Here is a 22,572-nt window from a genome sequence, read left to right on the forward strand (position 1 = left end):
TACAGATACAGCAATAGATACAAATAAATTACATTTATACCTAACTTAAGTATATTTTCTCACATCTGACAAGGATTGTTCAAATTTAATTTGTCCATTCTCATAATAAGTCTCAAGAATTGAGTTGCTATGGTATTCTCCTATAGCATACTGATCATCTAGAACTATTGTTTGATAATTACCTTTAGCATCTTTAATCAAATCTAGACGTCCTTGTTTAGATTTCTTTGTAGGATCTGTGATAGGCTCTTTTTTAACTCCAATTAAAGAATCCCCTCGTTTGATTGCTGAGCATTTAATAGCAAACTTGAAACTATCTCTATTTATAGATGATTCATGATTTCCTTGTAGCAATGCTCCACCCATACCAAAAGCTATATTCTCAGCAGAAAACCCGTTTGTTTTCATCGCTGATAGTATGCTCTTTGCTAAACTAAGACTCACTCCATCACCTTGTATCAAAGCTACCCTTTGTAGAACCTTATATCCCTTAGCATTTACATTACTACCATAAGCTTTTTCTAATTCAGTAAGCGCATATAAAATATTATCTATAGCATCTCCCGAATCTGGTCTAATTACCAAGTTTGCTTTTTTAGCTTTGACCTTATCTTTTAAATCAATCCAAGTTTGTATTGCTTGTTTAAAATCCCAACTATCAGAAACACAAGCATAGAAAACACTATTATCTCCAAATTGCTCAACCATATTTTCAAAGGCTTGGCGCTCACACTCAGAACCAATACCCCAGCTAGTCATTGTTGAGTGCTCACTTGCAGGAATCGAATAACCTGCCATATCTTCATGATAATACTCTTTACAAATTTGTAATGCTGCCAAAGTGTCTGTTCCTAGAAAATTAGTCAGATGTGCCGCTCCACCAATCCCTGCTGACTCTTCTGATGAAACACCTCTATAGCCAAAATCATGAAGCATAAATTCTAGCTTATCGAGATTATCTGCGGTTTCTAGAAGATACTCTTTGATTAGTTTTTTGATATTAAAACTGATTGTTGCAACTGTTGTTGGATACCACACTTTTAAAAGTAGTGTCTCTAGTAATCCAGGCAACCAAAATAACTCTGGATCAGTACTTTCTATAGTCATCAATACATTATGTAAAGGTACTAAACTTCCTTCTCTAACAGCACGAATCCTAACTGGTAAATAACCATTATATTTTTTTAGGACTTTCTCAAAGCCTTCTCGATAAAATACCAAACCATGAGCTTTTAGAATTTCTTCAGCTTCATCTATCATTTCTGGTGTAATTGGCTGAGATAAGTATTTCTTGATGTAATACTGTAAACCAAAAAATCTAGTATGCGCCCCTAAATCACTATCTACAGTACCACGACTTTCTAAATAAAAATGAAGATAGTTAGCATCACTAGGATATTGATAAGGATGCGAATGTTTATAACTATCAGTCATTAATAAAAGGTTGTTTCTATGCATCAGATATATATAAAGAGAAACTTGTAAGATAATGTTATCAAATGTTGTAAAGATAAACTATTTTTGAGTTAGATTTTTTATACTGCCTTCAACTAATCTTATTAGTTTTGACATATATTTAAGAGAGATTTCTGTTTTATCAATCAGGGGATTATATTCTGCCACTTCAAAACATACCAAACTATTAAAATTAATTTTTTCAATAGTCTTGTAAAAAACCTGAGGGTCAATACCATTTTCAACTGGAGTTCCTACAGCATCAAGATTAGTAGGATCTAAACCATCTAAATCAAAACTAATCCCGACATTACCCTCTGTAATCTTCTCAAGACGTTCAAATTCTTGTGAAAATAACTCTTCAAAGTTTTTATCGGTTAAATCACTTTGATAATAAACCTTAACTCCTAATTTTTCCAAAAAGTCTCTTTCTGGCTTTTCATAAGAACGAATTCCAAAGAAAACAATATTCTCAGGCTTTAACTTTGGATTATCATTTAGTACTTTTGTTAATTCCTCATGCCCATATCCTAAAAGATGTGCTACAGGCATACCATGTATATTACCAGTCTCAGAAGTTTCTGGCCTATGGCTATCCATATGCGCATCAATCCAAATCAAACCAAGTTCTTTTTTCTGATCTTTAAGGTAGTCATAAACCCCACTCCATGTACCTATTGCACATGAGTGGTCTCCTCCAAGAGCCAAAGGAAACTTACCTTCTTTAAGAATCTCAGATACCGCCTGAGCAACCTTAGTAAAATACTTACCCATAGTTGGTACTTCAGCTCTTCCACCAATGTAGTTGATAATTTGGGCATCTATACGTCTATCTCTTAGTTCATTCAACAAAGCGTATGGTGCTCTTCCACAACCAATTTCTCTACCAGCATTACCAATAGCTATTCCTACAGCTTCTACTTTTTTCATCTTATTACTCCAATACTATAATACTGAAAATAAATTTTTAGGATCTTTAATTGGCGGTACCATATCCATTTGGCTACCGATATCATACTTCTCAGCTAAATCTAAAGTAAGACGAAGTGCTGAGAAATCCTCAACAGCAAAACCTACTGAATCATAGATGGTAATTTCTTTATCATTTTCACGACCTTTTTTCTTACCAGTTAAAATTTCCCATACTTCAGCATGTAAAACCTGTTCAACTTCTTGTGGTGATAAATTCTGGATTTCTCCCTCAATCATTGATTGTTCTTTGTATTCAACAACTACTTTACCTCTAAAAAGAATATCCATATCAAGCTCAGTCTTACCAGGACAATCTCCACCTAAACCACTTATATGTACACCTTCTTTAACCCAATCATTTTCAATAACAATTGCATGAAGTTTACAAGCCGTACATACGACGATGATGTCTGCACCCTCACAAGCTTCTTTAGCACTATCACAAGCGATAAATTCAAGATCAACACCTTTCATATTGTTAGCATATTTTTTCATCGCTTCTGGATCTGTGTCAAAATATCTTACTGTTTTAATAGGTCTGATTAATTTATGAGCTAAAGTTTGAAATTCACTTTGAGCACCTGTACCTATCAGCGTCATAGTCTTACTATCTTTACGTGCTAAATAATCTGTTGCCAAGACAGTCGCAGCAGCAGTTCTTAGAGCAGTAAGAACAGTCATTTCAGATATAAGTAATGGATAACCATGTTTAATCTCATTTAATTGACCTGTAGCTACAACTGTTTGCTTACCTTCAAACGGATTTGCAGGATGCCCATTTACACATTTATATGTAAATAGTTTATTATCAGCAGTTGGCATAAGTTCCAGAACACCTCCCGGAACATGAGCTGCATATCTTGGTGATTTATCAAACTCTTGCCATCTTATAAAGTCTTGTTTTGTATATTCAACTAAGTCTTTAATAAAATTATCAAAGCCGTGCTTCTGCACTATTTTTGCCATATCTTGAACTGATAAGATTCTCATATCTTCTCCAATTTACTATTAAATAGCTTTATTTTAAAAAAATTTAACCTTTTAAATATATTCTCAAGAATAGGATTAATCAATAGAAACTTATGCAATTATTTATTTCTCGACAGAATGTATTATTACAACTAAAAAATACTTTTGAGCATTTTTAAAAGATTAATTTTCAAAACTTATTTATAATCAATGTTATAAAATTTCGTTTAATAATATCCTTTGATAGCAACCTTCACTAGTTAACCATACCAAAGTTATTTTTTGAGGCATAATAGTTACAGTTGTATCTTTATTATTAATTTTGAGCGTATATTCACCTTGGCTTAAATTCTTAGAGAATAAATCAACATTTTTGGGCAAAAGATTCCAACTTCTGAGATCTGCTTGGGTTGTCGCCATATTATACACCGAAGTTCCAATTGCTGCCAATGCTGCATAGTCACCCGATGATCTAATAGCCGCCACAGAAATAGCTGTTTTTGTAACCAGACGCAAAACCTCTCTAGTTACAATCGCAGGATATTGATCTGATAATGACTTAGCTGCCATTGCAGTTGTATCAACCAATAATGCAGTTTTGCCTTTATCAATAATCTTATTATCTTTTAAGATTTGTACATCGGCATTAGATGCCAACCTATAAGAGCCATAGTATGGTAACGAAATTTTTTGAACTCCAGCTTGTTGGAAAAATATCACGATTGGTATATCAAATTTTTTAATAGGCTCTACCCAACCACTCTCATATATTACAACAAGTTTACCTTGCCCTTGTGGATAGATATTATGACCAGTGTCAAAAGCGTTCTTAATTTCGTCATAGTCTTCTCTAACATATGGATTATTTGGAACAACCCTTAGAGCATTACTCATTGATAAGTTAGCATTATTTAGATCGGTATCGTATGACTGATATATCAAAGCCTCTAGATAATATCCAAAAGCATTTTCATAAGAGTTTTTTGCCCTATCAGCTATACTCACTAACTGTCTATATTGTTTTGAACTAGATATATTTGATGAAACCTGTCTAGAATTAACATGATTAAATTCTTCATACCTGGTTTTATTTGTCTGAGCAGCTAAATCTTTTGCTTCATAAGTGGCATATTGCGCATATGATAAGTTACGAATACTGACAGCAGCATTTTCTAAGTCATGCTGTTTTAAGTAGTTTAGTGCTTGATAAGCATATAAAAAAGTAATTTCATAATCAGATATATAGTAATATCTCTCTTTATCGCTTAAAAGAGTAGCTTGAGTATTTTTAAGTATATTCCTAACTCTTATTTTTGCTTCTGCTTCTGACTTTGCAACATAATCCGTTGCCTTGGTATATTTAGCTTGTGATAGTTCAGTTTTACCAAGTAGCTGATCAAAACGTCCTGTTTCTAAGAAACCGATAGAAGCATTAACACCATCACCACTAAAAGCATTGTCAAATTTAGTTTCAATAGGCTTGTATCTGCATGTTTCAATAGCATCTTTGGCAGTTTCTACCTTATCAGGATGGCTACCACTGAATGTCGCACAGCTAGAAATTATTAAGCATACAATAGATAACAAACAGACTTTAACTTTCATACTACTTGGATAGGTAAGCACGTAAGCCTGGATGTACTTTAGATAAGCTACCATCAATTACAATACCTACAGAATACTTAGGCATCACATCTGTAATTCGTACTTTTGCTAAAACTTTACTATCTAAGACAATATGCTGTCCTGTTGCCGGATCAACACTAGTACCCCCTTCTTGGCGAATCTCATAAGTACTAGCCTTAACGACTCCATTACCACCACGGTTGAAGTAAATTTCACCATCATCTACTTTTAACACTTGAAGAGGGTATATAGCCCCAACAATTTGTTCAGATATTGTTTGACCGATTTGCTCAGCTACATAGCTTAATATCTGTGAGTGATCACCATTATCATAGTTAGCATACTCGTTAGCGATATTTGCTGGTACTTGCAATCTAACTACATTCGACCATTTAACCTCCATCGTAGCCAGCTCAATCATCCGATAAGCTACACTAGCTGAGACATTCAATGTTGTAAAGTCTTCTCCATAATACGAACTCTTTTTCTTACTAATGTTTAATCCCAGGATATCGCCAGTTAATATAAAATCAGCGCCTATTCTTTGATTTAGCTTAGTTTTCTCACTGGTATCATTGGAATTTATTATACGTCTAATTTCCTCTTCATAAGCTTTCTCATCTTTAGCATCTCTATTTGATACTCTAAACTTACGTGATTGAGTTATTTGAGCTATGATATTCTGATTAAGTCCTTTTTGAAGCTCTTTCTCACTGTAAATACTTTCATTAGTTGCTCCTTTCGTATCAAAAGGTAATATAGCAACTGTGAACATTTTAAGATTATTACGCTCATCTACGCCTTTATATTTAAGCGTACTTCCAGAATTAGTATCTGATGAGTTATTTGACAAATTAGCTGAGCTATCAGACACAACATTTGTAGCAGAATCTGCAGCAAAAGCATTATTAGTAACTATAGAAATCAGTAAGAAAGAAAAAAAAATCAATATTTTTTGCATCACATTACCCTAGAACTGGTTTAAATATTTATTATCATCACTTTGTCTAATAATTACTTTACCATTTAACGAAGTTTCTCCACTTTCTGTACTTTTAGCATTTTGTTTACGATATTCATCATAATTAAAGTTTTTGATCTTATTTGCTGTAGCTACTTGCTTAGGATCCCACTTTAATACAACACCATATACAGTATTCTCTGTACTTGGTAACTTATAACGCCATCTCTTAACAGTTTTAAGACCAATAATATCTAGGTTTGCTTTTGTTTTGTAATATGTAGATAGTGTCTTTTCAATATCAGTCGCATCTATTCTGCGTGTTTGCTGCGTCTTAGTATTTTTAGCAAGAGTGCTAGATATATCCTCAGACATAGTCAAAGCTTCTTTAGTTGACATTTGTCCAGCTATTAGTGTAACTAAATTTGCTCTTGCCATAATCTCAGCTTGCTTATAACCATAATCTCCAGCTGAAACTCCTTGAAGCTTTGGACCTGTGTACGAGCCTTGACCATATGATAAGATATATGGTTTATTATCTTCTCCAAAACCAACACGAATACCATAATCACCCATCATATCTTCTCCTGACTTATCCTTATATAAGTCAGAAGGAGATTGTCCGCCTTTACCAACGATTACAGGTTCATTACCATGTTTGATATCCTCAAACATTCCTTTAATTTTATCTGAGTAAATAACCACTACACCAATAGCAGCATTACCATTTTTTTCCACCACAAAAGTCTTGATTGGCAGCAAACCTGATAGATTACCAAATCCTGTAGTCAAGCTTTTGACTGTCATTTGCTGGCTTAAAAGAGCTTTTCTCTTCTCATCTGGTGTTGCAAAATCATCTGGGTTTAAACCTTGATCTTTTAATTGTTTATCTAGCTTTGCTTCTTCTAATGCTTGTTGCTTAGCATCAATCGCAGCTTGAGTACCCTCTTTGGGCTTATCAGAATCTGTATTAATGTCATTTACATTAGAACCTTGTGTACTATCTATGCTTAGACTCTTATCAACTTTTGTATTAGCTGATATAAACGATATATATTCTGCCTGTGCTTTTATTAGAGCTTTCTCAAATGCTAACTGAGCACTATCGACATAATTTGAATTTGTTTGATTAACAGAGGCTGTACCTATAGCAGAACCAACATAATCATATTTATCTCTAAGATTATTCTGATCGATATAACTCTCCATTACATCACTTAATATTTCTTCTGCTGATCTCTTATCTTCTGCAGTTGTTGCAACTGCTTTTGAATCTGATGAGATAGCACTATTAAGATTAGACACATCTGAACCCATATCAACAGATTGCGACTGCTCAGCTGTAGATTTAGTATCTACAGTTGTTTCTGCAGCAACTAAAGGACTTACTAATAATGATGAAACAATTAATGAACTTAATATTTTCTTTTTCATAGTATTTTATCTCCTATGTTTTAAGAAATTTCAGATCTACTCTGAAATAACCATTTTGAAATCTAACTACCAGCCAAATGTTGATTTAGTCTGTGATTTACGAATTTGCTTATCATCTTGCCATACAACAAGACCTGTTTTTAGATCCATCATCTTCAATGTTGCCAAGAAGAATTTAGATCTCTTATCTCCATCAACATTAGTATTATCAATATCTTGAATAGAACCATAAACCATATATCTAGCACCAATATGCTGACCAATCTTAGTAGCTGTAGTTTGATCAACCATACCACTATTAGCCTGATATCCAAGCTGCTCACGTACATTTTTGATTTGAGACATATCAGTAACTTGGAATAATCCAGATTTGATAATCTGTGTCTGTACTGTATTTGATAACATTGTCGTATTGATATGCTCTCTTGTTTCATTACGAATATTACTAAAGAATAATGTTGGTGTATGCATAGCAGTAATTCTCTTAACCGCTCGTGAATTCAGCATATCTTCGGTCATCTTGTTCGTGATAGCTTGCAAATCAGTAGAACTAAAATTAATAGATGTTGTATCTACACCATTTGGATCCTCATAAGCAACAGTTGTTTTACTACATGAGCCCAACAAAATTAAGCTTGCCGATAAAGTTACAAATAAAAGGTTTTTCTTCATTATTTTTGTGAACAGAATAATTTGTCTATATAGCGATTATAACAAAAATAATTAAGAATGTTATTGATTATAAATAGTAAAGATCATCTAAGAGGTTTAGACATAATATATACACAAACTGAGCCTATTTGCTTTATAGTATATTCAGCAAAATTATTCTTTATATATTTTTCTATCGATTCATAAGTATCATTTTTATTATCGAATATTCCTTTGTCATTAAATTTATTAGCCACCTTAATCGCAAGATTTGAGCTATAGTCATTAATGATAGTTGATCCAAATGCTACACCTTCAGATTTAAGCATCTTTGCAACATTCTCAAAAACAACTTGTTTGTTACCATTATCAGGTAAACAATGAATTAGATAGTTAAATGATATAGAGTCAAATTCGGAATGAAATTTCTCAGGAATAGCTTCAAGAATATCTACCTTATAAGTCAAAACACTTTTAGCTGGCAAAGCCTTTGCTACATAATCCAAACATGTTGGGTTTAAATCCATAAGTGTTACTTGTTGGAGCTGGTTATTAACTCTTTTTAAATAGTATCCAGAACCCACACCTATGTCTAAATGATTTTTAGAGACATTGGTTTTGTATAATTTAAGCAACTTGGAAGTCTTACATTTCCATAAAAAAGTATTATTAAAAAACAAAACCCAAAAGTTATAAACCTTTAAAACCAATTTTGAGTAAACCTTTTGGCCATCGTGTGTGCTTTTTTTCAATTTGCTAACCTCACTCTACCAAAACATATTTGAACGCATTGGCTTAATAGCAAGAATAACTATCAAGATACAATAAACATACCAAGGAACTAATATTAATACCGGAACAAGTACAACTACCATACATCCAAAGAAGAACTGGCTAAAAAACAGAAGAACTTGGTATGATGGCTTATTTGTCTTTAGATACATTCTAGCTTTCTCAATATATGATCCCTCAAATGAAAATAGATGAATCACTATTGGAAATACTGCCGTTAAAAACATTAATAAATAAAAAATCCAACTCACTTCAGTTAGAACTAGATAGTTTGTAGCTACAAGCAAGCCCACCAAGAAGTAGACTATTTTAACAAGAGCAATGTCTACTAATGTGAAATGCTGTAATTTTTCTGATAAGAACTCTTCTTCATACATAACGTACTCCCGACTGGTGTGGCATTTACACAGTAATTTTAACTTATTGAAAACACTTTAGAAACAAAAGATATTAAATAAGGATTTATTATTTGCAAACATCATCAATAGTAAAATTAAATCTAACGCTAGATTTTAATAGTATTTAGCTGATCAGCCGGTACTTCCTTCTCTACTGTTTCGACTTTTCCAGTGCTATCTTCTGTTTTTTTGACAATTTTAGCAGTTTTACCATCTGAGTTAATCGTTATAGAACTAAACTCTTTATACACATCTGGCTTTTTAGAAACTTTTGATGTTTTAGATTCAGCTTGTATTTGGGCAATATTCTGATCAATGTTTGCTATTGTTCTGTTGAAGTTTTCATCTATCATCTGCTGTTGCTTTTGAAAATCTGCCATCATCTTTTCTATAGGCTTATTATTAGGTACTTGCGTACTGTTTTGAGGTTTTTGTTTTACCCAACCAACAGCACCATCTTTTTGATCAACTATCTCAATCCATTTACCCTTTGAAAAAATAGCTCTAAATTGAGGATTTTGATCATCAACTGTCATAATTTTTTTCGATTTTTCATCTGGTTTTGCATACATCTGATAACTCTCAGCATATACTCCCGACACAACCATTAAACCGAATATTGTTGCTAGAATTTTCTTCATTTCAACCTCCATCTTTTTGATGTAAATATTTTATACACAAATAGTCTAAAATTATAAATAAGTTTTATAGCTATTTTTTTCAAGTTACATGACTATTAATAAGCTATAATTATAGTATGTGAATTGAATATGTACATAGACTCAATGACTGATAAACCAAAAGTTTTAGTTGCTGACGATGATAAAAAAATTGCTCAGTTTATAAAAACCAAATTTGAAGAAAATGGTATTGAAACAACATTAGCTCACGATGGCAAAGAAGCACTATTCCTAATCAATACCAATAATTATGATGTGGTTGTTATAGATTGGATGATGCCGTATTTAGACGGAATATCTTTGCTAAAAATTTTACGTAAACAAAATGTAACAATTCCTGTGATTATTCTAAGTGCACTTGATAGCACTGAAAATAAAATTCAAGGTCTTACATCAGGTAGTGATGATTATTTAACTAAGCCGTTTTCAATAGATGAGCTAATGGTTCGTGTTAATATTCTATACAGAAGAACTAAACAAATTGCTGATGCACAGTCTCATAAACTGACCTGCGGAGATATAGTTCTTGATGAACTCGCTCATGAAGTACGTCGCAATGATGAATTAATATTATTACAACAAAGAGAATACAAAGTTTTACATCTACTTCTTAAACATAAAAATGAGGTGGTTAGCAAGACGATGATACTTAAAGAGGTATGGGATTATGACTTTGACCCTCAGACAAATGTAGTTGAAGTACATATCTCTCGCTTGCGCAACAAGCTCACTGAGAATGGTCTACCAGATCCTATAAAAACTATACGAGGCTTTGGATATGTCATCCAAGAATAAATTCAACGACACTATTCAACGTAGGTATATAATTAGCTCAAGCTTTAAAATGGCAGTGCTTTTTACAATACTTTTAGGTTTAAGTATAGCATCTTGGATTTATATAATTTTCTCCGCGCTTGGTAATAGAGTTACTGAGCATATAATCCCCCTAAGTATTGGTATCTTCTGTACAGCAAGCGTTGTCATCATCAGTTATTTGATCAGTGTTTTTGTTGTCAAGAAAATCAATTTTATAGCTAGCTCTGCTGCCTCTATTGTTAACACTCGCGACTTTAGCCAAAGAATCAAATCTGATACAAGCTGGGATGATCTTAGTAATTTAGCTAATATACTCAATATCTTGCTAGCCAATATCGATGAGCTTTTGGTAGATATCAAAAGCGTTTCAAATAATATTGCTCACGATCTAAAGACTCCTCTAACTCGTTTAAAAAATAAGCTTGAAAGCCTTGAGCAAACTTGTCCAAATGATGACACATCTGAGGCATTGGCAGAGTGTAATCAATTGCTTAATATCTTTAATAGTATCCTAAGACTTAATCGTCTTGAACATGGTCGTGAAAACTTACTCAAAAAAAATTCAAATGTAAAAAAAATTCTTGATGATGCTATTGAGCTCTATGAGCCGATGTTTGAACAAAAGAACATCAAACTAAATGTTTCCATTATTCCAAAGAATTTAAACATTGATAAAAATCTTATTTTCCAAAGTATTACAAACATCTTAGATAACAGCTATAAATACTCAGAAGATAATACTGGAATAACGATTTCGACAAAAATTCAAAACTCAAAATATATTATCACTTTTACTGACCAAGGAATTGGTGTGACTGAAGAAAATATTGATAAAATCTTTGAGAGATTCTTTCGCGAAGAAAAAAGTCGTAGCCAAATAGGCAATGGTCTGGGACTTTCTCTTGTAAGAAAAATTATACACCTTCATAATGGTGATATCACCGCCACCAACAACAAACCCCACGGTTTAATTATAGAAATCTCGCTACCATTACATTAACAAATTTTAACTATGTTTTTAAAAGTATAAAAATTACCCTTATAATTAACCAAAATTCTTACAATCAATTTAAGTATATGGAAAAAGTAGCAGTAATAGGAAGTGGAATATCTGGACTTGCCGTCAGTTATCTTCTCAAAGAAAAATATGACATTACTCTGTACGAAAAAAATAATTATTACGGTGGTCACGCTCGTACATTAGAAGTTAATAGCACTCCTGTAGATACTGGCTTTATTGTCTTTAACTACCACACATATTATCACTTATCGAGATTATTCAAGCATTTAAATGTGCCCGTCGCCGACAGCAATATGTCTTTTGGTGTATCTATCAAAAACGGTAAGTTTGAGTATGGATCTAGCAGTATCAAAAGTTTATTCGCTCAATGGTCAAATATTTTCAGACCAAGTTACTATAAAATGATAAAAGATATTCTAAAATTTAATAAGATCTCAAGACAGCATCTTGAAAACAATACTCTTGATGAAAATATAAGCCTTGCTGAATATCTAGAATCTATAAATGTTGATAACTGCTTCAAAGATTATTATCTACTAGCGATGGGAGCCTGTATCTGGAGCACTCCATTAGAGAAGATGTATGACTTCCCTGCCCTTAGTTTTATTCGATTTTTTGATAATCATGGGCTACTTACAACTACCAAACCAGTCCAATGGTACACAGTCAAAGGCGGTAGCAAGGTATATGTTGACAAAATCATAACTCAACTAAAATCTGCTAATGTTAAATTTGCACCCCAAGCTACCAATGTAACTAGAACCCTTAAAACTTTGATAACTGATATCAACAATAACACCATAGAATATGATAAGGTTATTTTTGCATGCCATTCCAATGAAGTTCTCGAACTATTAGGTGATGCCGACAGTGATGAAAAAAAACTTATATCTGCTATAAAATATCAACCGAACTCAGTAATATTACATACAGATGCTAGTATTATGCCAAAACGCAAAGCTGCGTGGTCAAGTTGGAATTATCTAAGCGCTGAAACTAAAGACAAACGTGATGTAGTTTCACTTAGCTACTGGATGAATAATCTTCAACCCTTAGATACTAATATAGATTATTTTGTTACAGTTAACCCTGATCAAAAACCTGATCCACAAAAAATCATCAACGAACATACTTTTGATCATCCTGTTTTTGATAAAAAAGCCATTCAAGCTCAAAAAGACTTTGATAAAATTCAAGGGCTTAACAACACATACTATTGTGGAGCTTATCTACGCTATGGTTTCCATGAAGATGGTATACTTAGTGCAGTAAATGTTGCGAATAAATTAGGAGTCAAGACTCCATGGTAAAAAACTTTATCTTAAGCTCAAAAATTTTTCATAAGAGACATCATCCAAAGCAAAATTCTTTTAGATATAAATCATATTATATTATTTTGGATATGCTTAATCTTAAGCAAAGTAAGACTAGTTTTTTTAGTATCAATAAACCTAATTTGTATTCTTTCTATGATAAAGATCACGGCCTAAAAGATGATTCAAGTAGTCTAAAATGGGCAACTAATTTATTAGACCAGCACAACCTTAAATATGATGAAATCAAATTGATGACTATGCCTAGAGTTCTAGGATACCTATTTAACCCCGTTAGCTTTTGGCTTTGCTATAGTGAAAAAAAACTTATAGCTGTAATAGCTGAAGTCAACAACACATTCAAAGAAACTCATAGCTATATTTGCCACGACAATGGCAACGAAATTACAGATAAAACATGGTTCAAAGCAGAAAAAATATTTCATGTATCGCCATTTTACCCAAGACAAGGCTTTTATAAATTCAACTTCGCACTTGATTTTGATAATAATGCAAAAAATCAAATTATCATCAATTACTATGATAATAATCAGCTCCAACTTGGCACAGCAATTAATGGTCAAATCAAACCTTTATCAAGTACAAACTTAATCAAAGAATTTTTTAGATCTCCACTTCTAACTTTCAAAGTTATCTATCTAATTCACTGGCAAGCTCTAAAAATCGTATTTAAACGCATAAAATATATTCCAAAACCTGAGCAGAAAAATATTCGAGTCAGTGTAGCTAATATTATAAGTCCAAATAGTTAGATTCCCGACAATATTTTACCCATATCAGAAATATAAAGCTTACTTATAAATTTATTAACAAAATTTAATATTCCAGCAATATTACCTCAATATTTATTTGCTAATATTTACGTATAGAATAATTAACCTTTGCCTTTTGAAATGTTTGAAAAAACCGTTAGAAAAAATTTATTAGAATCACTTAACAAATTAGAATGTGGTGAGCTATATTTGACAACTCCTGAAAACGAAACTATTTATACAAAAGGCGAAAAACAAGGTCCAACAGCCGATCTAAAACTAAAAGATTGGCGCACAGTAGTAAACTTACAATTAAAATCAGACATTGGATTTGCTGCTGATTATAGAGATGGTTACTGGGAAACATCAGATCTTAAATCTCTGATTCTACTAGGTTTAGTTAATGAAGAAGCATTTGGTCAATACATGAAGCCAAATTTTCTTTTTAAATTATTACAAAAACTTGGCTACCTTACTAAACGTAATAGCATCAAACAGAGTAAGAAAAACATCTACGATCATTACGACTTAGGTAATGACTTTTATAGTTTGTGGTTAGACAAAACCATGACTTATTCATCTGCGATGTACAAAAATCAAAATGAAACATTAGAGCAAGCACAAATCAATAAATACAAAAACATAATTGATAAATTTGGTAAAAAAAATGGCTCAATCATTGAAGTTGGCTGTGGATGGGGTGGATTTGCTGAAACAGCCCTAAATAGTGGTGACTACACACTCAAAGGCATCACCCTATCAACAGAACAACACGACTATGCTACGAAGCGACTAGCTAGGAAAAAAGCTGATATAGTTATTGAAGATTACCGTATCCAAACTGGCAAATATGACTATATTGTTTCAATCGAGATGATCGAAGCAGTGGGTAGAGAATATTGGAACACATATTTTTCTAAGCTTAAATCGCTACTTAAAGAAGATGGTAAGATTGTTATTCAAGCCATTGTGATTAATGATGCGCTTTTTGCGGATTATGCTAAAGGTACTGATATGATTAGAACCTTTATTTTTCCCGGTGGTTTCTTACCATCTATGGGACAAATTAATCTGGAACTGGATAAGGTTGGGCTTAAATGTGTAGGTACTGAATCTTTTGCAAAAGATTATGCTAAAACACTTGATGAATGGGACAGAAATTTCGTAAATGTAGAGCCTGAGTTAATAAAACTAGGTTTTGACAAGCGTTTTCAGAGAATGTGGCGTTTCTACTTAAATTCTTGTAGTGCTGCATTTACTCATGGGCGTATTGATGTTGTACAGTTGGAGATTGTCCATGCTTAAAAAACTACTAATATTTATCATTATTAGTTTTCCTTTATTCACTTACGCTGAAGAATTAACTTTACAGCAAATAAAATCCCAACAAGTACAACAAGTTGGTAAAATTCATTTTTCTAAATGGTTTTTTGATGTTTATGATGCTGAACTTTACACTCAAGATGGAAATTTTAATTGGGATAAACCATTTTTACTAAAAATTCATTACCTTAGAAATATGGATGGGAAAACTATCTCTAAACATACTGTTAAAGAAATATCATACCAACACCCACAGCAAGTTAAGGCAAATTATCAAGAATATAGAGATACCTTTGATCATTTAATTCCCAACGTCCAAAATGGTACAAACCTGTACGGTTATATGGATGAAGATGGTAAAGGATATATATATTCAGACAGTGGTCTAATTGGTCAAATACCAGACAAAGATCTTTCAAAATATTTTTTTGAAATATGGCTTAGCGATAACTCATCATATCAAAAATTATCAAGACAATTGAGGGGCTTATGAAAAAATTAATATCTAGAATAGGAGTAATTATTATGGCATTAGGATTATTTGGATGCTCAGCTGATATATCAAGTTACAAAGGAGACGGTCCAAAGCTTGACCTACAACAGTATTTACAAGGTAAAATTGTTGGCACAGGGATAATTCAAGACTATAAAGGAAAAGTCACTAAGCAGTTTGACTTCTCTGGAACTGCTAGCTGGAATGGTGATGTCGGCACATTTGATGAGCACATGGTCTACTATGATGGTCAAAAAGATCACCGTATTTGGACAATCAAGAAAATTTCTGATAACTACTACGAAGGTACAACAGGCGACGTAATTGGTACTGCTAAAATCTATGTTGAAGGCAACGCTATGAACTGGCAATATCAAATGAATATCCCAGTTGGCGACAAAAAATACAAAATTAGTTTCGATGACTGGATGTACTTAATGAACGATGGTGTACTTATAAACAAAAATACATTCAAAAAATTTGGACTAACAGTTGGTTCATTAACGCTATTTATGCATAAAGAAAAATCTGGAGAATAACTATGCAAAAATTTGCAGGTAAAACTATATGGTTAATTGGCGCAACAGATGGTATTGGCAATGCATTACTTAAGAAACTTGATAATTCAATAAAAGCTAATTTTATAATATCAGCTCGTTCACTAGACAAACTACAAAGTATATCTGCAAGTCTAAAAAATACTGCTCATACTGTTGATCTTGATGTGGCAGATTTTGAGAGCTTCAAAAAAGGAAGTGATATAGCTCTTAGCTATAATCCTGATTATATTATATATTTGCCAGCATTCTATGAGCCTTCATTAATTGCTGACATTGCCATTTCAAATCTTAATAAAACAATCCAAACTAACCTAACTGCCGTTTTTTACCTAATAAGATTTACGCTACCATATCTCAAAAAAAACCATAAATGTCAGCTAGCTATTACAGCCAGTGTAGCTGGCTATATCGGTTTACCTAGATCACAACCTTATGCTGCTACTAAGGCTGGTGTTATAAATTTAGTGGAGAGCCTAAAAGCAGAAAATACTGAGCTTGATATCCGTCTAATAAATCCAAGCTTTGTTAAAACTAAACTTACTGACAAGAATAATTTTAAAATGCCAGCTCTACTTCAACCTGAAGAAGCTGCACTTAGCATTATCAAAGGTTTAGAGTCAAACAAATTTGAGGTTCACTTTACAAAAAAATTCACTATAATTCTAAAACTTATTGCAACTTTACCTTACAAACTTTACTTTAAAATTGCTAAAAAGATGATTTAGAACTGGAGAAACCATGGAAACACAATCTAATAAACTTACTATAATAGCTTTTGCTATTATGCATATTGCTTGCCTGGCAATATTTTTTGTAAATTATAATATTACTGCCTTAGTTGTATTTCTTGTTACATTTTCAGCTAGAACATTTGCTTTGACCGCTGGGTACCATCGCTACTTTGCACACAAAGCTTTTCAAACATCTAGAGTGTTTCAATTTATTTTAGCATTGGTTGGTACTTGGGCATCTCAAAAAGGACCTCTTTGGTGGTCAGGTCACCATAGATATCATCATATTCATTCTGATAAAGACACAGATCTACACTCACCTAAAAACGGTATCTTCCAGTCGCATGTTGGCTGGGTTTTTGAATCTAGAAGTGATCATGTTGATCCCAAGTTTACCAAAGACTGGATAGAATATCCTGAATTAGTTTGGTTAGATAAGTATGACCATATTTCATTTGCTTTATATTTAGTAGGTCTCTTTGTTGTAGGTAGCCTAGTTAACCACTTCTTCCCCAGCCTCGAAACATCCGGTTTAGCATTTGTATTCTGGGGCGGTATCTTAAGTACAGTATTGTTATATCACACTACATTTAGTGTTAATTCAATCTGTCATATTTTTGGAAAAAAAGATTATGAAACTTCAGATAATAGTCGTAATAATTGGTTCATAGCATTAATTACATTTGGTGAAGGATGGCACAACAATCACCATAAATTTGCTTACTCTGTTAGAAATAATCTCAAAGCATGGCAAATTGATATTACATACATAATTCTTTGTGTATTGAAAAAATTTAGAATAGTATGGGGATTTAAAGAACCAAAGAAAACCGTTTAGATTAAATATTTATAGAATAAATTTATTGAACCGCTTTTGTTTTTGCTTTTTTTCTACGTCTAGCTCTTTTTTTCTTAGCCCTATTAGGTTTTTTTGACTTCTTGGGATATGGCTTATCATTATTTTTATCTAAATTTGGCTTACGTGGATCATATAATTCAAAATCTATGTAAATTCTTTCCAAATCTGCTCTGACAACTCTTACAGTAATATCTTGACCAATCTTATAAACTTTATGAGTTCTCTTACCAATCAATATATCTTTAGCTTCATCATAAATATAATAATCCCCTGGAATAGCAGAAACGTGTATCAAGCCTTCTATATACATATCTTTTAGCTCAGCAAAAAGACCTAAGCCATTAACATGCTTAACTTGAGCCTCCAAAACATGGCCAATATAGTCTTGCATGAAATAGCATTTCAACCAGCTCTCAACTTGCTTTGATGCACCATCTGCATTTCGTTCTTGATTAGAGGCATTCTCACAAATATTTGCTAATTCAGAAGACTTATAATCAGCACCACCATGCTCATATTCGCCAATAATTGATTTAATTATTCTGTGTACTACTAAGTCAGGATATCTTCGAATTGGCGATGTAAAATGAGTATATTCACTATATGCTAATCCAAAGTGTCCATCATTATTTATACTATACACCGCTTGATTCATGCTACGCAAAGTCATCATCTGAATATCATCATAATCAGGTCGATCCTTTATGCTATCTAACATTTCTGCCAAAGCCTTTGGTGTAACTTTGCCATTTTTACCATATGCAAGATGTATACCATGCTTAGCAAGATACTTCTTAAGAGTCTCCATCCTATCCTCTTTAGGCTCACTATGAACTCTAAATGGCGATGTTTTTTTATGCTTAATGGTGAATTTAGCTGCTGCAACGTTTGCCACAAGCATACACTCTTCTATTAATCTATGCGCATCATTACGATGTCTTGGTACTATTGACTCAATATGATTATGCTCATTTAATATTATTTGTGTTTCAACGGTATCAAAGTCTATAGCACCTCGCTCTTGCCTAGCTCCATGTAGCACTTTATACAACTCATATAAATCAAATAGATTTGGTATCAACTCAGGAGTTTTATCAACTATAGAGTTTTGTTTCTTCTCTAAAAGTTTTGCAACCTCTGTATAAGTTAAGCGCGCCTTTGAGTTTATTACTGCAGAATAGAACTTGTATCTAGAAAGCTTACCAGTTTTAGATATGTTCATCTCACAAACTAGAGAATATCTATCCTCATTAGGTTTTAACGAACATAATCCATTTGATAACTTCTCTGGTAACATCGGAATAACATATCCAGGAAAATAAACAGAAGTTGAGCGACGCTTAGCATCCAAATCTAGGCCTGAATCTTTCTCAACATAGTTTGACACATCTGCAATCGCAACATATAGTTTCCAGCTACCACTTTTAGTCTTGTGTGCATAAACAGCATCATCAAAATCTTTGGCATCTTCACCATCGATAGTTACAAAATTTTCATTACGCAAATCAACTCTATTACCAACAATCACATCATCAGAAATATTATCTAAATAGCGCAAAGCCTTTTTGCTCCACTGTTCTATTAAGTCATATTTCTGTGTTGCCATCATCATTGCTTCTTTAACTGGAGATACTGCTTCGACCTCTTGCTTAAACTTAGCTACAGCTGCACTATTTATACTAGGATAAACAACAATCTCGGCCTCAATTAGAGAATTGTGTTCTATTTTATGCCTCGGTGGTAATAGCACGATATCACTTGTCATACTCTTACTTATCGGCTTAATAAAATCACAATCAAAACTCTTATAGTAGTATCCAGTGATGGTTTTTTGTGATCTTGAAACTATTGTTTTAATTTCTGCATCTATTCTACCACGTTTATTAAGTCCAAGAACTTTAGCTGTTACTTCATCACCAGCCATTACCATTTTTGTCTGATGAGATACAATTCCAACCTTAGTATTTAAAGTATGGCTAAATAACTCTAAACGGGAGTCTCTATCAGCTGTCACTTTAGATGTTATATATATTGGCGTCATTTCTGGTAGATTATAGTATGATTTGTCTTTTTCTAACTGTCCATCTCTAACCATTGCACCTAAACGATTTACAAGACCATCAAAAAGATTTTTTTTAAAAATTTCTAAAGCATTTGCGATGTTTTCTATACTAACAGGAATATTAGTATCTTTTATATATTTTAGAATCACTTCTCTACTTGGAATTGGATTCTCGTACTTTTGTGCTTCGACATCCCTATTAGGATCATTATGTATATTATATTTACTCACTTATGAATATATCCTGGTCAAAAAATTTTTTACTTATTAACTTACCTTTATCAAACTCTGCTATAGCAACAAACTTCTCATCATCATATATCCTGACCGTTCCATCAAGATGAGGTTTGTCAGCGAAGAGTCCTCTTTTGTATAAATCATCTTTTTCTTCTTCTACTAAAGAGTATATTGGCTTGTCAATAAATACACTCTCTACACTAGTTATACTAGCAAGTTTTTGTTCAAAACTTAAATCTTTTAAGTTATCTAAGTCATGAGCAGCCTCAATTCCAAAAGGTCCGCTTTGGGTTCTTTGCAGAGCAGACAAATGTCCACCACAGCCTAAAACTTTACCAATATCTATTGCTAAGCTACGAATATATGTTCCCTTTGAACATTTAACTCTTATTTCTAATGAATCTGTATTGAACTCTAGTAGTTCTAATTCATATATATTGATATTACGCGGCTTTACCTCGATAGTCTTGCCTTCTCTAGCTAGCTTATAGAGAGGTTGTCCATTATACTTCAAAGCTGAATACATTGGAGGGATTTGAACTATGTTCCCCCGAAAATCTCTCAAAACTGTTTCTAGGTACTCTGCCGACAATTCTGGAATATTAGCATTTTTTGCCACTATTTCACCCTCAGCATCTCCACTATCTGTTTCAACACCTAGCTTAATAGTTGCAATATATTCCTTATCAGAGTCTAAAAGGTATTGTGCTATTTTAGTGGCTCTACCAAAGCATATAGGCAGAACTCCTGTTGCCATAGGATCTAAGGTTCCTGTATGACCTGCTTTTTGAGCATTAAATATATACTTTAATTGCTGTAAAACTTTATTTGAACTAAGACCTTGAGTCTTATTTATGACAATCACACCATTGAGATTTAATCTATTTTTTTTCATGTAAGCCTTGTTGTGATAGTATTTGTATCATCTTCTCAGCAGCTTTCTGCTCAGCTTTTTTTCGCGATGTGCCTTTTGCACTAACTTCAATATTTAAATCATTAGACAATGCTTTCACTGTAAACTCTTGTTCATGGTCTTTACCGTCGATAGTTTCAATACTATACTCAGGAAGACTTAAACCATTTTGCAATAGGATTTCTTGTAACTTAGACTTACCATCTTTGACTTTTACATCATCCAAGTTAAGAGTTGATATAACTGGCTTGTACCAGTTTAGTATAACCTTTTTAACAGTAGCAAAATCACTATCTAAATAAATTGCCCCAATAATAGCTTCAAATACATCTTCTAATATTTTTTCTCGCTTATGTCCACCTTGTTCACTAGCACCTAAGATAACATATTCATCCAACTTAAAATTTAGAGCTAAATTTGCTAAAGTTACTCCTTTAACTAGCTTAGACCTAATTTGTGAGAGCTTGCCCTCTGCTAAATCTGGAAACTCTAAATACAACGCTTCGGCAATTACAAATCCCAAAATAGAATCTCCCAAAAACTCTAATCTTTCATAGTTTTTCTTTGTTTTACTACGATGAGTTAATGCTCTGACCAAGAGAGTATAATTTTTGAAGTTATAACCAAGAATTTTATATAATCGAGAATATTCAGGAATCATTTATTTAAAAGACCTTACCAATTTCACTCCAACGAACTTTTTTATCAACCTTATCCCAGCTCATCCATACAATCTTTGCTTTACCTACAAGATCCTTCTCAGAAACAAAACCCCAATAACGACTATCTTCACTATTATCTCTGTTATCTCCCATTACGAAGTAATGTCCAGCAGGTACTTTAAGATTTTCAAAATCAGTACCTTTTACGGATTCAATCCAATCAACTTGATGCTTAACACCATCAAGATTTTCAGTACAAATTGTATCACCACTGCCATTAGCTAATGATTGATTGTAATAATTAATAGCATCTTTATCACAATTTGTGTACTCAAGTTTTTTACCATTAATCGTCAACATCTTATTCTTGTAAGAAATCACATCTCCAGGTACACCAACGACTCTTTTGACAAAATCTACACTTGGATTAACTGGAAAGTGAAACACTAAAATGTCGCCTCTTTTAGGCTCACCTGTTTTTATCAGAGTTTCATTAGTAAAAGGTGCTCGAATACCATAAGCAGCTTTATTAACAAATATAAAATCTCCAACAGGTAGTGTTGGTGTCATAGATGCTGTAGGGATAAGAAAGTTCCCTATAAGAAATGTTCTAAGCAAAAAAACCACCAAGAATACACTAAACAAGGATCTTGCTTGATCTGCTATCAAAGGAGCCTTAAGGCCAAAGTCCTTATAGAACTGACGCTTCTGTTTCTTAGATAGACCCTTTAATTCCTTGGCATAAGGCTTTAATCTTGGCCTTTGAAAAAAAAGTAGGTCCATCAAATAAATCAGACCACTTGCTATAGTTAAAAACAGTAGCCAAAAAGTAAAACCTAGACTTAGGATATAGTTCAATAGTTCCATGAAA

Annotated in this window: 23 protein-coding genes; 9 read left to right on the forward strand and 14 right to left on the reverse strand. The window is 32.9% G+C overall.

All coding sequences use genetic code 11. The features are described 5' to 3' along the window. Window positions 1-45 precede the first annotated feature (45 nt). The 10 genes from F3D59_RS04915 to F3D59_RS04960 all read right to left on the reverse strand — a co-directional run bounded on the left by F3D59_RS04915 (window position 46) and on the right by F3D59_RS04960 (window position 9,899). Window positions 46-1,458 (reverse strand): nicotinate phosphoribosyltransferase, encoded by a 1,413-nt coding sequence (locus F3D59_RS04915; RefSeq protein WP_150464026.1) that lies wholly within the window; start codon window positions 1,456-1,458, stop codon window positions 46-48. Between the two features lie 57 nt (window positions 1,459-1,515). Further along, window positions 1,516-2,385, reverse strand: a complete 870-nt coding sequence (locus F3D59_RS04920) for an arginase (protein WP_150464027.1) — start codon at window positions 2,383-2,385, stop codon at window positions 1,516-1,518. A gap of 15 nt (window positions 2,386-2,400) precedes the next feature. Continuing rightward, a complete protein-coding gene (locus tag F3D59_RS04925; protein ID WP_013922592.1) occupies window positions 2,401-3,417 on the reverse strand; it encodes an ornithine cyclodeaminase in 1,017 nt (338 codons plus the stop codon). Window positions 3,418-3,609: 192 nt separating this feature from the next. Continuing rightward, complete coding sequence (locus tag F3D59_RS04930; protein ID WP_150464028.1) at window positions 3,610-5,001, reverse strand: COG3014 family protein; 1,392 nt, start codon at window positions 4,999-5,001, stop codon at window positions 3,610-3,612. A 1-nt stretch (window position 5,002) separates the two neighbouring features. Continuing rightward, a complete protein-coding gene (locus F3D59_RS04935; RefSeq protein ID WP_191092439.1) occupies window positions 5,003-5,983 on the reverse strand; it encodes a CsgG/HfaB family protein in 981 nt (326 codons plus the stop codon). 9 nt (window positions 5,984-5,992) lie between these two features. Further along, window positions 5,993-7,417: a DUF6844 domain-containing protein gene (locus F3D59_RS04940; protein ID WP_013922589.1), complete on the reverse strand. Its 1,425-nt coding sequence runs from the start codon at window positions 7,415-7,417 to the stop codon at window positions 5,993-5,995. Between the two features lie 66 nt (window positions 7,418-7,483). Further along, complete coding sequence (gene lpoB / locus F3D59_RS04945; RefSeq protein ID WP_150464030.1) at window positions 7,484-8,089, reverse strand: penicillin-binding protein activator LpoB; 606 nt, start codon at window positions 8,087-8,089, stop codon at window positions 7,484-7,486. A gap of 83 nt (window positions 8,090-8,172) precedes the next feature. Next, complete coding sequence (locus F3D59_RS04950; RefSeq protein WP_150464031.1) at window positions 8,173-8,820, reverse strand: class I SAM-dependent methyltransferase; 648 nt, start codon at window positions 8,818-8,820, stop codon at window positions 8,173-8,175. Window positions 8,821-8,835: 15 nt separating this feature from the next. Further along, window positions 8,836-9,237, reverse strand: coding sequence for a hypothetical protein (locus F3D59_RS04955; protein ID WP_013922586.1), 402 nt, complete (start codon window positions 9,235-9,237; stop codon window positions 8,836-8,838). Window positions 9,238-9,365: 128 nt separating this feature from the next. Next, a complete protein-coding gene (locus tag F3D59_RS04960; RefSeq protein ID WP_150464032.1) occupies window positions 9,366-9,899 on the reverse strand; it encodes a hypothetical protein in 534 nt (177 codons plus the stop codon). A 144-nt stretch (window positions 9,900-10,043) separates the two neighbouring features. On the opposite strand from F3D59_RS04960, the gene F3D59_RS04965 reads away from it, so the two are divergent. The 9 genes from F3D59_RS04965 to F3D59_RS05005 all read left to right on the forward strand — a co-directional run bounded on the left by F3D59_RS04965 (window position 10,044) and on the right by F3D59_RS05005 (window position 17,806). Beyond that, window positions 10,044-10,733, forward strand: coding sequence for a response regulator transcription factor (locus F3D59_RS04965; protein ID WP_146420969.1), 690 nt, complete (start codon window positions 10,044-10,046; stop codon window positions 10,731-10,733). Further along, the gene (locus tag F3D59_RS04970) at window positions 10,717-11,754 is read left to right on the forward strand and encodes a sensor histidine kinase (RefSeq protein WP_150464033.1); all 1,038 of its coding nucleotides are present in this window, start codon (window positions 10,717-10,719) and stop codon (window positions 11,752-11,754) included. Before F3D59_RS04965 ends, F3D59_RS04970 begins: the two co-directional genes overlap by 17 nt. 77 nt (window positions 11,755-11,831) lie before the next feature. Next, the gene (locus F3D59_RS04975) at window positions 11,832-13,085 is read left to right on the forward strand and encodes an NAD(P)/FAD-dependent oxidoreductase (RefSeq protein ID WP_150464034.1); all 1,254 of its coding nucleotides are present in this window, start codon (window positions 11,832-11,834) and stop codon (window positions 13,083-13,085) included. Next, window positions 13,079-13,861, forward strand: a complete 783-nt coding sequence (locus F3D59_RS04980; protein ID WP_150464035.1) for a DUF1365 domain-containing protein — start codon at window positions 13,079-13,081, stop codon at window positions 13,859-13,861. The genes F3D59_RS04975 and F3D59_RS04980 overlap by 7 nt, the downstream gene beginning before the upstream one ends. 141 nt (window positions 13,862-14,002) lie before the next feature. Next, on the forward strand, window positions 14,003-15,166 hold the full coding sequence (locus tag F3D59_RS04985) for an SAM-dependent methyltransferase (RefSeq protein ID WP_150464036.1): 1,164 nt from the start codon (window positions 14,003-14,005) through the stop codon (window positions 15,164-15,166). Further along, window positions 15,159-15,677, forward strand: coding sequence for a chalcone isomerase family protein (locus tag F3D59_RS04990; protein WP_150464037.1), 519 nt, complete (start codon window positions 15,159-15,161; stop codon window positions 15,675-15,677). Before F3D59_RS04985 ends, F3D59_RS04990 begins: the two co-directional genes overlap by 8 nt. Beyond that, window positions 15,674-16,216: a DUF3833 domain-containing protein gene (locus F3D59_RS04995; protein ID WP_041263665.1), complete on the forward strand. Its 543-nt coding sequence runs from the start codon at window positions 15,674-15,676 to the stop codon at window positions 16,214-16,216. The genes F3D59_RS04990 and F3D59_RS04995 overlap by 4 nt, the downstream gene beginning before the upstream one ends. A gap of 2 nt (window positions 16,217-16,218) precedes the next feature. Continuing rightward, window positions 16,219-16,962: an SDR family NAD(P)-dependent oxidoreductase gene (locus F3D59_RS05000; protein ID WP_150464038.1), complete on the forward strand. Its 744-nt coding sequence runs from the start codon at window positions 16,219-16,221 to the stop codon at window positions 16,960-16,962. A gap of 13 nt (window positions 16,963-16,975) precedes the next feature. Next, entirely contained in the window at window positions 16,976-17,806 is an 831-nt protein-coding gene (locus F3D59_RS05005) for an acyl-CoA desaturase (protein WP_150464039.1), read from the forward strand. A 22-nt stretch (window positions 17,807-17,828) separates the two neighbouring features. Here the strand turns inward: F3D59_RS05005 and rnr are convergent, their stop codons facing one another. From rnr to lepB, 4 genes are read right to left on the reverse strand one after another with little or no spacing between them, the layout of a single operon-like run. Next, on the reverse strand, window positions 17,829-20,120 hold the full coding sequence (gene rnr / locus F3D59_RS05010; protein WP_150464040.1) for a ribonuclease R: 2,292 nt from the start codon (window positions 20,118-20,120) through the stop codon (window positions 17,829-17,831). Then, a complete protein-coding gene (gene truB / locus F3D59_RS05015) occupies window positions 20,113-21,021 on the reverse strand; it encodes a tRNA pseudouridine(55) synthase TruB (RefSeq protein ID WP_150464041.1) in 909 nt (302 codons plus the stop codon). The genes rnr and truB overlap by 8 nt, the downstream gene beginning before the upstream one ends. Further along, complete coding sequence (rnc, locus tag F3D59_RS05020) at window positions 21,008-21,700, reverse strand: ribonuclease III (protein WP_149368674.1); 693 nt, start codon at window positions 21,698-21,700, stop codon at window positions 21,008-21,010. Before rnc ends, truB begins: the two co-directional genes overlap by 14 nt. A 4-nt stretch (window positions 21,701-21,704) precedes the next feature. Further along, a complete protein-coding gene (lepB, locus tag F3D59_RS05025; RefSeq protein WP_150464042.1) occupies window positions 21,705-22,568 on the reverse strand; it encodes a signal peptidase I in 864 nt (287 codons plus the stop codon). Between the last annotated feature and the right edge of the window lie 4 nt (window positions 22,569-22,572).

This window comes from Francisella sp. XLW-1 (genome assembly GCF_008711455.1).
GTDB lineage: Bacteria > Pseudomonadota > Gammaproteobacteria > Francisellales > Francisellaceae > Francisella > Francisella salimarina.